This window comes from Ferrovibrio sp., assembly GCF_017994015.1.
GTDB lineage: Bacteria > Pseudomonadota > Alphaproteobacteria > Ferrovibrionales > Ferrovibrionaceae > Ferrovibrio.
Genome location: NZ_JAGOLP010000084.1, coordinates 1 through 11,420 on the forward strand (window position 1 = coordinate 1; position 11,420 = coordinate 11,420).

The window sequence follows — 11,420 nt, forward strand, 5'->3', positions numbered from 1 at the left end:
GCGGCTGGCCGAAGCTATTGCGCAGGGTGAGCGTATCGCCGTGTTTGGCGATTATGACGTGGATGGCGCTACCTCCTCGGCCTTGCTGAAGCGGTTTTTCAGCGCCATCGGCCAGCCCTTGCGGGTTTATATCCCGGATCGCCAGAAAGAGGGCTACGGCCCCAATATCGCCGCCATGCGCAAGCTGGCCGCCGAGGGCGTGCGCATCGTGGTGACGGTGGATTGCGGCACGCTGGCCTTCGAAGCTTTGGCCGAGGCGAAAAAACTCGGCCTGGGCGTGATCGTGGTGGATCATCACCTGGCCGAGCCGATGTTGCCCGAGGCTTTGGCGGTGGTTAATCCCAATCGCCTGGATGAAGCGCCGGGCTTTGGCCAGCTTGCCGCCGTAGGTGTGGCTTTCCTGCTGCTGGTGGCGCTGAACCGCGCCTTGCGCCAGCGCGGCTATTATGAGGGCGCCGCCGAGCCGGATCTGCTCGGCTGGCTTGATCTGGTGGCGCTTGGCACGGTCTGCGATGTGGTGCCGCTCACCGGCCTCAACCGCGCCCTGGTGGCGCAGGGTATCAAGGTGTTGCGTGGCCGCGCCAATATCGGCCTGGCCGCCCTGGCCGACGTGGCCGGGCTGAACGAGCCGCCCGGCGCCTATCATCTTGGCTTTTTGCTCGGGCCGCGCGTCAATGCCGGCGGACGGGTGGGTCTGTCCGATCTCGGCACGCGCTTGCTGGCCTGCAACGATACGCGCGAAGCGGCCGACCTGGCGCGTGAACTGGATCGGCTCAACAAGGAGCGTCAGGAGATCGAACAGCAGGTGCTGGCCGAAGCCATGCTGGCGCTGGAGCAGATTCCGGAAGACGCGCCGCTGGCGCTGGTGGCCGGCGAAGGTTGGCATCCCGGCGTGATTGGCATTGTGGCCGCCCGCATCCGCGAGGCGGCCGGCCGGCCCAGTTTTGTGCTGGCGCTGGACGAGCAGGGGCTGGCCAAGGGCTCGGGCCGCTCGGTGCCGGGGGTTGATCTGGGCGGCGCGGTGGTGGCGGCCAAACAGGCAGGTTTGCTAGTGAATGGCGGCGGCCATGCCATGGCGGCGGGCCTCACCGTGGCGGCCGGCGGCATTGCCGCGTTGCAGGATTTCCTGGCCGAAAGGCTGGCGCCGCAAGTGGCGCGGGCCGGTGCCGATGCCAGCCTGGGGCTGGATGGCGCGCTCAGTGTCGGCGGCGCCTCGGTGGAGCTTTACGAAAAGCTGGAACTGCTTGGCCCCTATGGTTCAGGCAATGCCGAGCCGCGTTTTGCCATCGCCAATGCGCGGCTGATGCAGGCCGATGTGGTGGGCGAGCGCCATGTGCGCCTGCTGATCACCGGCGATGACGGGCAGGGGCCACGCCTGCGCGGCATAGCCTTCCGCGCCATGGATGGCGCCGGTGCCGGCGGCCACAACAAAGCCGGTGGCGGCGCGCTGGGCGAGGCTTTGCTTGCAGCCCGCGCCACCGGCCGGCCGCTGCATCTTGCCGGCCATCTGCGCGCCGATTACTGGCGCGGCGAGCGCCGCATCCAGTTGGTGGTGGAGGATGCCGCCTACGTCGCGTGACCTTTTGGCCCGATATGAAAAAGGGCGCCGTGACCATCGGCGCCCTTTTGCGGCAAGAAAATGCTGCGATTACGGCTTGGTGTAGGTCACGTTATAACTGGCATTTTTGATCATGTTGTCGAACGGATCGGAAAGCCCCGGTACACCAAGGCCATAGCCGGCGATCACCTGCGCACCTTTCGGCAGATTTTCCTTCATGCTGTCGCTCAGATCGCTCATCTGCAAATTGTCAGGAGCAAGCGAACCGGTATAAGTGGCCGGCGGGGTCTTGCCGGGTTCATAAGGCGTGACCTTGCCGGCGCTATCCACAAAAAATACGCTGCCATTAGTGATGATGGCCAGATAAAGCGCGCCCGGCTTGTTGAGGTTGGACGCTGGCACCGGCACGGCGATCAGCGCTGCCGGTGCAGTGCTGCTGCTGGCTGCCGGCGCCACGCAATTGCCGGATTTCTCGCAGGCTTCCGCTGCGTCGCGCAATTGCTGCGCCGCCACGGATTGGCCCGTGGTTTTCTCCATCTCATTGGCCATGCTGCGCGCCTGCTCGATGCTGAGCTGGCCGCTGGTGATACGCTGCACCAGATTCTGCACCCCGCTTTGCGCTGCCGTCACCGCCGCGCTGGTGCCGGCGCCCGGGCAGGGCGGCGGGCAATAGGCGCGGGCTTCGTTGCCGGGTGCCAGCAACACAGCCGCCAGCAGGGCCAGCGACAACAGGAGGGATTTGCCGGGATAGGTCATCATGCTCTCCACTCTCAGAATTTGGATATGACGCTGATCATCACGGAGCGATCCTGCGCTTCCGCCTTGCCCAGCACACCGTTGAAACCGGCGCTCAGAGTTGTCCTGTCGGTCAGCACATAATTGGTGCCAAAGCCGACAGAGAAATAATTGTTGTCGTTGACGCCATCGGTGAAATCCCGGTTCGCCAGGTTCCAGGCGGCGTTGACATAGGGTTCCCATTTGCCAAGGCGCCAATTCAGGCCGCCGCCCGGGCTGATGTAGCTCAGATCGGTTGTCTTGGCATTGCTGCGATTGCCGGCGCTGTCGGTGTAGTCATCGGTGCGGCTGTTGACCAGGGTGTAGCGCGCCGACAGGCTGCCGGTGAGTGTGGGCGACAGCAGGAACAGTTTGGTCAGGCCGATGCTGGCCGACCAGAAGATGGTGTCGGCAGCATATCGAACCGCCGCGCCGTTATTGTAGCGGTTATCCAGCGCCACGCTGCCATAACCCAGCGCGCCATCAACCAGCAGGGTGGGGGCCAGCATGCGCATGCCGAACAGGCCGCCGGCATAGGCATCGCTATCGCCGCGCCCGCTATCGAAGCCGGCCTTGATCTCGCTATTTGTGTAGGCCAGGTTGCCGCCCAGGAAGGTTTCGTCATCCAGCTGATACATCAGCGACAGGCTGCCCGATAGCGACTCGGTTTTCGACGGGCTGCTGCGCTGGGTGGACTTGCCCTGGCTGGCCTGTAGGCCGGTGGTGGCAGTCCATTTCGGCGGCGGTGGGGCAAAGGGGTTTTTGCGCATATCCTGGGCCTTGGCGGCGCCGACAAAGCCCGTAGCCAGGCTGGCGGCCACTATAAGGGCCAAAAGCATTCTGCTTTGCATCACACATCCACAAGATTGGCGAAAATTACGCAGTAAGCGCCGGTTATATGCCCCACAGCAGTGAATCGGCAGGGCCAGGAGACATCTGAACCTAGCGTAAATGGTAGCCTCTTGGTTGCGCAACCCTTGGGTGAGGGAAATTGCCGCCGCCAGGCCATGCGGCGCGGGTGCTTGGTCATGGGAAACGAAAAATGTGTTGGATTGCGCGCTCGATCGGCCCGCCGCTGCTTTTATGCCGGAAGCCGGCCTAAGCCGCTTGATTTGCCGGCCAAACCGGGCTACATCCTGCCCCGCCTCACCGGCCGCCCAGCATGCCTGGGCATACCGGCCCCTTCGTCTAGAGGCCTAGGACACTACCCTTTCACGGTAGGTACACGGGTTCGAATCCCGTAGGGGTCGCCACTTTCCATTCGATAAATGGTCATATATCCGCAGTGCACCAGATGTGCTAACCGGATGCCAATATTTTCTTTGGTTGGCAATCTAGGGCGGCGATACCAGCCCGGCCCGGCAGAATCGGGCAGCCAAAAGCCGCGCCAGGCCCCAGTTGCGGGCCGGCGCGGCGGGCGGCTGATCAGAGCAGGTAGAAGCCGAGGGCGCCGTTGACTTCTTCGCGGATTGCGTCGAGCGCGGCGCCGACAGCCAGATCGGCGCTGGTGATGGTGAGGGCGGTGGCCGAGGCCAGCACGGTAGCGATATGGGCGCGGGTCAGGCGCACCACCAGGCGGGCCTGGTCCTGCGGCAGATCGCCAAGCGCCACGCCCTTGCCGAGTTCCTTGATCTGGCGCGCCGTGCCCTTCAATTCCACCTTGAGGATGCCGCGGATATCGTTCCAGCTGCTGCGCGCTTCCTCGCGCGCGGCGCCGAACATGCGAGCGAACAAGCTGTCAGTATCGATTTCTGTGTAAGCCATTACGCATCCCCCAGATGGTGTTGCTACTGCCGATTTTGGCGCCGACCCCATACGGCCGACTGCATACGGTAATTGAATCATTACCCGCAGGGCGAGGGCCGTGCAAGGCATGCAGGGTGCAGCCCGGCGATGTGCGGCCCGGCGGCCGATTGCGGCGCCTGCGGGTATAAGGGCGCGGCAAGTTGCCGTCCGATAGTAAGCTGGCGCTGCATGCTGTTTTCGCCTTGCCGCCGGGCCAGGCTGGGCCATACTGCCGCCATGCGCCATGTTCTTCCGATCATTGTCGCTATAATGCTGCTGCTCTGGGTTTTTCAGCCCGGCGCGGTGCGGGCGCAGAATATCGGCGCCGTGGAAGAGGTGCGGTCGGAAGCCTTTGCCACAGCGCCCAGTGCGGCGCGGGCGCGGGTGGCGGTGGCCCGCCAGGTGGTGAGCAACGAGGCCATCGAGACGGCGCGCGACGCCGCTGTGGGCCTGCGCTTCATTGACCAGACCGTGTTCCGCATCGGCCCGGATAGCATCGTGACGCTGGATCGCTACGTATTCGATGGCGGGCGCGGCAGCGGCGATATGGCGCTTAATCTGAGCCGCGGCGCCTTCCGCTTCATCAGCGGCAGCATGCCGAAGGCCGGCATTGCGGTGCGCACACCCACGGCGCTGATCGGGGTGCGCGGCACCGATTTTCTGGTGCGTGTAACGGCCAATGGTGCCACGCAGGTGACGGTGTTTGAAGGCAGTGTCACCATCGAGCCGCTGGTTGGCGGCGCGGTGCTGGCGGTGGCGCCCGGTCAGCGCGGCAGCGTGGATGATTCCGGCGCACCGCCCAACCTGGAAGCGGCGCCACCCGACGAGAGCGGCGCCGGCTTCATGGGCAGCGACAGTCTGAACAGCCAGATCGGCAGCAGCGGGCCACGCTTCAATCAATCCCCGATGCCCAGCCTGCCACCACCGGTTTTTGTGCCGCCGCCAACGCCGGTGCCGGCGCCGCCACCACAATTCAAGACCCTGTGTTTCACCGGCGATACGCTGGTGGCAACCAGCACCGGCCCGCGCCGTATCGACGCGGTGTTGCCGGGCGAATGGGTGCTGGGCCTGGGCGAGGAAGGCCATGCCGCCTGGCGCCGGGTGCGCGGCGTGCAACGCCATGGCAGCGAAGAATTGCGCAGCAAGCCGGCTGCAGCACAGCTTGTGGCGCTGCGGATTGCCGGGCGTGACCTGCGCCTCACCGGCGATCATCCGGTGCTGACCGATACCGGCTGGCGCCGCGCCGGCCTGCTCCAGCCCGGCGATTGGCTGCGTGCCGAAGATGGCAGCCTGGTGCCATTGCAGCAGATCAGGCATGGCCTGGCGCCGGAAGCTGTGTTCAATCTCGATGTTGAGATGTTCCCGGCTTATGTGGCTGGCGGGATTTTTGTCAGTGGATAAAAGCCTGCTGCCGTGAATATTCATCGAATACGTTACAGTTGAATCTGACTAATAATGACTCGCTTGACTCGACTCTGGATGGTCGGAACAATCGCCAAAAAACCACATCCTCTCAGACGATTCGGCGATGCAACTTTCAGAACTTCAGCGTGCAGCTTTGATCGGCGTGGCGGCCCTTGTGGTGATCGCCGTGGCGGGTTTTTTCGGCATGCAGATGATCGGCGGCAGCAAGAATACTGCTACGGCGCCAGTGCAGATTCCGAGCCGCAATGACTGCATCAATGATGGCCTGCGCAATCTGCAAAGCGGTTTCAGCCGGCAGACCGCCTATGATATCGAAGTGCGCTGCGAACAGCTTATCCAATCAATGGAAGCGCGCGGCGGCAAGCCGGCGCAACGCTGACACTCACCCCATATTGACGGCGTAAACCGCTTGCGGCTCGGGGAAGCCCTTGAGGCTGCGCATGCCGAGCGAAAGAAACGCGAAGCCGGTGCCGTTGCAGGCCTGGTTGACCGCATCGGCCACCACAATCTGTCCGGCTTCGGCCAGGGCGCAGACCCGCGCCGATAGCTGCACGGTGGAGCCAAACAGGTCGTCGCCGGCCTTGATCGGCTGGCCGGCGCTGACGCCGATACGCAGCTTGAGCGGCAGGGCCGGCATGATTTCGTTATGCACCCGCACTTCGCTCTGGATTTGCACGGCGGCGCGCACCGCCTGCAACGGGCGATCAAAGGCCAGCATGGCGCCATCGCCGGTATGTTTGATCCAGCGCCCGTTATGATCCTCCACCGCCTGGCGCACGATGCGGTCATGCGCCTGCACCAGCTCCATTTGCAGCTTGTCGCCATGGATCTGGGTGAATTCGGTCGAGCCGATAATATCGGTGAACATCACCGAGATATGCTCCACCGGGCGGCCATCGCTTTTGCTGACCCAGCGATCAATCAGGGCGGTGCCGGCCGGCATGCCATCGGCCAGTTTGCCATCCCAGGTCAGGCCGGCCTGATACATTTCCATGTAGCGCGGCTCGGCAAGATATTCCTGATAATTGCCGGCAAAGCGGCGCGCGCTGCGCTCGTCGTCAAACACCTGGATCAGGCTTTCGGCCAGCACGAAGCGCAACTCATGCTCGCCCCATTGTTTCAGCTTGCCGGACTGCTCACAGAGCCCGGCCATGAAAAGATGCAGGCCGAAGCGCATATGCGGCGTGATCTGGTTCTGCTCGGCGGCGCCGGGCTGGCTCAGCAGCCGGCCGATCCAGGCCCGCGCCAGGGTGACAAAACCCTGCACCACGGCCAGCAGGCCGCGATGCCGCTCAGGCTCCACCTTGCTGTCCGGATCATCGGGATCAAGCTGCACCATGGCATCCGGCGCCGGCTCAAGCGCCAGCGGCTTGAGTTCTTCCTTGGGTGGTGGCGGCGGTGGTGCGGCGGCAACGAGCGGCGGCGCTGCCGTACTTGCCGGCTGGGCATCCTTCTCACTCAGGAAATTGAAAAGCTGGCGCATCAGGAAGCCGCGCTCGTCGGGTGCCGTGGCCAGCATGCCCAGGCCAATGGCGGCGGTGAGCACAAAAGCGGCGCCCATGCCGGTGATCGCAGTGGTCGAGATGGCACTGAGCGCACCGGCTGCCTTCAAGCCCACCATCAGGATGGCGATGGCGCCTACCACCAGGGCGGCCAGCAGCATGAAGATGGCCTGGCGGCCGCGTGATGAAAGCTGGGCCGGCTCAGGGCTGCCGGTTACTTGGCCGGCGGGCGAGGCCTTGGTGGCCGTAGCCTGCGGCCGGGCCTGGGCGCCTGGCAGGCTGCGCGCTGCCGCTGGCCGGCCCGGCGCGGCCTTGGGCAGCGTATCCACCTTCTTGCGGCTGATGATCTTGCGCTCGCGGATATCGCCGGTCTGATCCAGGGTTTCCTCGATCACCCGGAAAGCCAGCACATGCTTCTCGCGATACATATGCTCGCCATACTCAATGGCGGCCTCACGCTTGCGGCCCTGGAACTGTTTCACCAGTTGCCAGCGGTAATCGACGAAAACATAGACATCGTAGACCGGTTCGCTCATGGCGTGGATTGTATCGGTTGCGCTGCCGCTTCTCAATCCGCTTAGGATAGGGGGGCCAGGAAAAGCTCGGCCTGGGCGCGCAGGGCGGCCTGGCGCGCCGGCGTGAAGCGGTTCCAGGTGCGATACGGCATAGCCAGGCGCTGATTGTTTTGCAGTTGCTCAGTGTTGCGGGCCAGGAAATCCCAATACAACGCATTGAACGGGCAGGCGCGCGGGCCGCTGGACTGGCCGGGATCATAGCGGCAATGGCGGCAGTAATCCGACTGGCGCTGGATGTATTTGCCCGAAGCGGCATAAGGCTTGGAAGCCATGCGGCCGCCATCGGCAAACAGCGCCATGCCATGGGTGTTGGGCAATTCCACCCATTCAAAGGCATCGGCATAAATCGCCAGATACCATTGCTGCACGGCTTTTGGCGCCAGGCCGGCTAACAGGGCGAAATTGCCGATCACCATCAGGCGCTGGATATGATGAGCATAGGCTTGGCGCAGGGTGTCGCCGATGGCTTCGGCCAGACATTGCATGTCGGTTTGGCCGGTCCAGAAGAATTCCGGCAGCGGGCGGTGCGCGGCAAGGAAATTGCTGTCGCCATAATCCGGCATCAGCAGCCAGTAAAGCCCGTGCACGTATTCGCGCCAGCCGAGTATCTGGCGGATAAAACCCTCGGCGGCATTCAGCGGCACGCGGCCAGCAAAATATTCCGCCTCGGCGGCGCGGATCACGGCATGTGCGTCCAGCAGGCCGATATTGATACTGGTGGAAAGCAGGCTGTGAAACAGCAGCGGCTGGCCTTTTGCCATCGCATCCTGATAATCGCCGAAGCGGGGCAGGGCATGGTGCAGAAACCATTGCAAGGCAGCTTCTGCGTCGTGGCGCGTCACCGGCCAGCGGAAGGGCGCGATGGCGCCAGGATGGTGGGCAAAACGCTGTTGCACCATGGCGATCACGTCGGCTGTGATGGCATCGATCGGCGGTGCAGGGCGGGGCGGAATAGCCAGGCCGGCTGGCAGCGGCTTGCGGTTTTCGGCATCAAAATTCCAGCGCCCGCCCTCTGGCTCGCCGGCCGCATCCAGCAGCACGCCGTGGCGCCGGCGCATGGCGCGATAAAAATATTCCATGCGCCATTGCTGCTTGCCTTCGGCCCAGGCGGCAAAGGATGCCCGGCTGCACAGGAAGCGCCGGTCGGGCCTGATTTCCACCGGCCGGCCAAGGCGTTTTTCCCAACCGCGCATCTCCTGATCCAGCCGCCATTCCGCCGGCTCGGTGAGGATCAGTTTTTGCGGTTCCAGCAGATCGGCATGCCGTTGTGCTTCGGCCAGCAGGCTGCCGGCATTGGCCGGGTCGTCCAGCCGGGTGTAAAACACCGTGAAGCCACGCTGGCGCAGTTCCTCGGCAAAATGCCGCATGGCGGCGAAGATCAGCACCAGTTTCTGCTTGTGATGCAGCACATAGCTGGCCTCGCTCATCACCTCGGCCATCAGGATATGGTCCTGCCCCGGCACGGCGTCTTGCAGGCTGGTCAGATGCGGGTTCAACTGGTCGCCCAGCACCAGGCGCAATGTTGCCGGCTTCATGCAGATTTTTCTTTCCAGTTTTTGCGGCGCCGGCAGGCATCCGAGCAATACAGCACTTCGTCCCAGTGCCGCGCCCATTTACGGCGCCAGGCAAATGGCCGCTGGCAGCTTTGGCAGATTTTTTGGGGCAGATGTGGTTTGCGGTGCATGTCACGCAAAGATAACCCGCACTGCCTTGCCGGCCAGGGTAGGCTGGCTATGATTTGCATCACCAAAATGCGGGGGAGGGCTTGATGCGGATTTTTACCATGCTGCTGGCCTTGATTATCTGGCTGCCGGTTGCGGCGCAGGCCCAAGCTGGCAACTGGCGGTTTGTGGCTTTGGGCGACATGCCGTATCGCGATCAGGATATCCCGGATATGGAAATGCTGATTGATGCCATCAATGGCGTTCAGCCACGTTTCACCGTGCATGTCGGCGATACCAAGAATAGTGCGGCGGCCTGCGGCGAAGCCTGGAACAAGCGTGTACTGGGCTGGTTCAACAGTTTCCAGGCGCCGCTGATCTACACCCCGGGCGACAATGAATGGACCGATTGCCATCGCGCCCGGCCGCCGAGTGATCCGCGCGAGGAACTGAAACTGCTGCGCCGCATGTTTTTCCAGCGCCCGGACAGCCTGGGCGCCAAGCCGATGCCGCTGCTGCGCCAATCCGCCGCCTATCCTGAAAACCAGGCCTGGCAGCATGACGGCATCCGCTTTGCCACGCTGCATGTGGTGGGCAGTTTCAACAACATGCGTGGCGATCCGGAAGAATATGCCGCCCGCAACGATGCCAATCTGAGTTGGCTGCGGCGGCAGTTTGCCGAGGCAGACAATGACCGCGCCATCGCCATCTTCCTGCAAGCCGATCTCTGGTACACGATCGACAACGGCAAAGGTTCACGCGACGGCATGGTGCCGCTGATGAAGCTGCTGGAGGAAGAGACGCGGCGCTTCGCCAAGCCGGTGCTGCTGGTGCATGGCGACAGCCATGATTGTGTGATTCAGCCCAATCCGCCCGGCTTTGGCGTCGATGCGGCGCGCATCCCCAATATGCTGCGTGTGCAAGTGCCGGGCGATAGTGTGGTGGATGCCCTGGTGATCCAGGTTGGCCGTGATGCGGCGCAGCCGTTCAGCGTCAAGCCGGTGCTGGGCGTGGCACGCAATTGTGTGGCAAAGCAGCCCTGAGGCTTTCAGAGTTTGCGGATCGGCGGATCGTTGCTCGGCTTGGCCGGTTTGGCGCTTTGCAGGGCGGCCATGATGCGCTCGAAGAAATTGCGCGCCTGCGGCGGCTTGGCGACAAAGCCGTTGACGCGCAATTTGCGCACCCGTTGCAGGCTGTCCGGGTCGGTGCGGCCAGACATCACGATGATCGGAATATCCGGATTGATGCCGCGCTCGCCGCTGCGCACCCGCTCGATGAAATCGAAGCCGTCCATGATCGGCATGATTAGGTCTACCAGCAGCAGATCGACCGGCACATCCAGGCTTTTCAGCAATCCCAGGGCTTCTTCGCCATTGGTGGCTTCCAGCACGGCATTAAAATGGAACTGCTCCAGCAGGCGCTTGGCAATCTGGCGCGACAGGTTGTCGTCGTCGATCACCATGATGCGCCGCACCCGCAGGTCGACCGGCAGGCGGGTATTGCTGTTGTCAAAAGGCAGGCGGCTGTTCACAACGGGCGTGGCTTCCGTTTAGGCCAGGATTGGCCAGGATTGATCTGGGGCTGGATCAATTCCTGAGTGTGTAAGAGCTTGGCGATAAAAGCAAGATTTGCCTCGCTTCTTTACGAACGGCTTTCTATGCTCGCCTATCAAGCGAATCATTCCCCATATGGGCAATCTGCATGTTCAATAGCGGCCCTGACTATTTGCGCCGAACTTCCAATATGGTGCTGGACGCGCTTTTGCAGGCGGTTGGCGAGCGTTTCGGCGGCAAGCCGGTCAATATGGCCGATCTGCAACGTATTGTTGACGGCACCAAGGAATCCACTGACCTCGATCATTTCTACCGCGCCTCCTATGAACAGTTGATGCGGTTGGTGGAAGAGGAAAAGCGCCGCTATGCCCGCACCAATGCCTTTGGCCGCCTGGTGGTGCATCCGCTGCAAGCGCATTTTGAGCAAGGCCGGCTGGATCGTCGCCTGATCGGCAATTTCTTCTTTTTCATCCGCTCGTTATTCGGCGATCAGGTGGCCGAATTCACCGAGGCGGCAGCGCTGGTGGCCGAGGAATTGGGCGTGGTGGGCGAGGAGGGGGAAAGCTGGGACCCGTTCTATGCTGATC

General features: G+C 63.0%; 11 protein-coding genes, 1 tRNA gene and 1 pseudogene. 6 read left to right on the forward strand and 7 right to left on the reverse strand.

Annotated elements, in window-relative coordinates:
* On the forward strand, positions 1-1,579 hold a 1,579-nt coding region (recJ, locus tag KBB36_RS19640), incomplete at its 5' end, for a single-stranded-DNA-specific exonuclease RecJ (protein ID WP_290985147.1).
* A gap of 69 nt (positions 1,580-1,648) precedes the next feature.
* On the opposite strand, the gene KBB36_RS19645 is transcribed toward recJ, so the two are convergent.
* Both KBB36_RS19645 and KBB36_RS19650 read right to left on the reverse strand, forming a co-directional pair.
* Positions 1,649-2,317: a hypothetical protein gene (locus KBB36_RS19645; RefSeq protein WP_290985150.1), complete on the reverse strand. Its 669-nt coding sequence runs from the start codon at positions 2,315-2,317 to the stop codon at positions 1,649-1,651.
* Positions 2,318-2,328: 11 nt separating this feature from the next.
* Entirely contained in the window at positions 2,329-3,171 is an 843-nt protein-coding gene (locus tag KBB36_RS19650; protein WP_290985153.1) for an autotransporter outer membrane beta-barrel domain-containing protein, read from the reverse strand.
* Positions 3,172-3,509: 338 nt separating this feature from the next.
* Between KBB36_RS19650 and KBB36_RS19655 the strand changes: the two genes are divergently transcribed.
* Positions 3,510-3,585: transfer RNA gene (locus tag KBB36_RS19655), tRNA-Glu, on the forward strand.
* A gap of 172 nt (positions 3,586-3,757) precedes the next feature.
* On the opposite strand, the gene KBB36_RS19660 is transcribed toward KBB36_RS19655, so the two are convergent.
* Positions 3,758-4,096 (reverse strand): hypothetical protein, encoded by a 339-nt coding sequence (locus KBB36_RS19660; RefSeq protein ID WP_290985156.1) that lies wholly within the window; start codon positions 4,094-4,096, stop codon positions 3,758-3,760.
* Positions 4,097-4,354: 258 nt separating this feature from the next.
* Here KBB36_RS19660 and KBB36_RS19665 point away from each other — a divergent pair, with 258 nt between their 5' ends.
* Together KBB36_RS19665 and KBB36_RS19670 are read left to right on the forward strand one after the other, a co-directional pair.
* A complete protein-coding gene (locus KBB36_RS19665) occupies positions 4,355-5,518 on the forward strand; it encodes a FecR domain-containing protein (protein WP_290985159.1) in 1,164 nt (387 codons plus the stop codon).
* 127 nt (positions 5,519-5,645) lie between these two features.
* Positions 5,646-5,921 (forward strand): hypothetical protein, encoded by a 276-nt coding sequence (locus KBB36_RS19670; protein ID WP_290985162.1) that lies wholly within the window; start codon positions 5,646-5,648, stop codon positions 5,919-5,921.
* A gap of 3 nt (positions 5,922-5,924) precedes the next feature.
* Here KBB36_RS19670 and KBB36_RS19675 read toward each other — a convergent pair whose 3' ends face one another.
* From KBB36_RS19675 to KBB36_RS19685, 3 genes are read right to left on the reverse strand one after another with little or no spacing between them, the layout of a single operon-like run.
* A complete protein-coding gene (locus tag KBB36_RS19675; protein WP_290985165.1) occupies positions 5,925-7,580 on the reverse strand; it encodes an adenylate/guanylate cyclase domain-containing protein in 1,656 nt (551 codons plus the stop codon).
* 41 nt (positions 7,581-7,621) lie between these two features.
* Positions 7,622-9,154 carry a cryptochrome/photolyase family protein gene (locus tag KBB36_RS19680; RefSeq protein WP_290985168.1) on the reverse strand — a complete coding sequence of 511 codons (1,533 nt, stop codon included), beginning with the start codon at positions 9,152-9,154 and terminating at the stop codon, positions 7,622-7,624.
* Complete coding sequence (locus tag KBB36_RS19685) at positions 9,151-9,363, reverse strand: DUF2256 domain-containing protein (protein WP_366933247.1); 213 nt, start codon at positions 9,361-9,363, stop codon at positions 9,151-9,153. Before KBB36_RS19685 ends, KBB36_RS19680 begins: the two co-directional genes overlap by 4 nt.
* A gap of 24 nt (positions 9,364-9,387) precedes the next feature.
* On the opposite strand from KBB36_RS19685, the gene KBB36_RS19690 reads away from it, so the two are divergent.
* On the forward strand, positions 9,388-10,323 hold the full coding sequence (locus tag KBB36_RS19690; RefSeq protein ID WP_290985171.1) for a hypothetical protein: 936 nt from the start codon (positions 9,388-9,390) through the stop codon (positions 10,321-10,323).
* Positions 10,324-10,328: 5 nt separating this feature from the next.
* On the opposite strand, the gene KBB36_RS19695 is transcribed toward KBB36_RS19690, so the two are convergent.
* Positions 10,329-10,811, reverse strand: a complete 483-nt coding sequence (locus tag KBB36_RS19695) for a response regulator (protein WP_290985174.1) — start codon at positions 10,809-10,811, stop codon at positions 10,329-10,331.
* Between the two features lie 170 nt (positions 10,812-10,981).
* Between KBB36_RS19695 and KBB36_RS19700 the strand changes: the two are divergent.
* A pseudogene (locus tag KBB36_RS19700) lies at positions 10,982-11,420 on the forward strand (hypothetical protein); the annotation flags it as partial.

Excerpts from the sequence above, each read along its gene's own strand:
- KBB36_RS19645 (WP_290985150.1), bottom strand. The coding sequence starts at position 2,317 with ATGATGACCTATCCCGGCAAATCCCTCCTGTTGTCGCTGGCCCTGCTG.
- KBB36_RS19650 (WP_290985153.1), bottom strand. The coding sequence starts at position 3,171 with ATGCTTTTGGCCCTTATAGTGGCCGCCAGCCTGGCTACGGGCTTTGTC.
- KBB36_RS19660 (WP_290985156.1), bottom strand. The coding sequence starts at position 4,096 with ATGGCTTACACAGAAATCGATACTGACAGCTTGTTCGCTCGCATGTTC.
- KBB36_RS19665 (WP_290985159.1), top strand. The coding sequence starts at position 4,355 with ATGCGCCATGTTCTTCCGATCATTGTCGCTATAATGCTGCTGCTCTGG.
- KBB36_RS19670 (WP_290985162.1), top strand. The coding sequence starts at position 5,646 with ATGCAACTTTCAGAACTTCAGCGTGCAGCTTTGATCGGCGTGGCGGCC.
- KBB36_RS19675 (WP_290985165.1), bottom strand. The coding sequence starts at position 7,580 with ATGAGCGAACCGGTCTACGATGTCTATGTTTTCGTCGATTACCGCTGG.
- KBB36_RS19680 (WP_290985168.1), bottom strand. The coding sequence starts at position 9,154 with ATGAAGCCGGCAACATTGCGCCTGGTGCTGGGCGACCAGTTGAACCCG.
- KBB36_RS19685 (WP_366933247.1), bottom strand. The coding sequence starts at position 9,363 with ATGCAAATCATAGCCAGCCTACCCTGGCCGGCAAGGCAGTGCGGGTTA.
- KBB36_RS19690 (WP_290985171.1), top strand. The coding sequence starts at position 9,388 with ATGCGGATTTTTACCATGCTGCTGGCCTTGATTATCTGGCTGCCGGTT.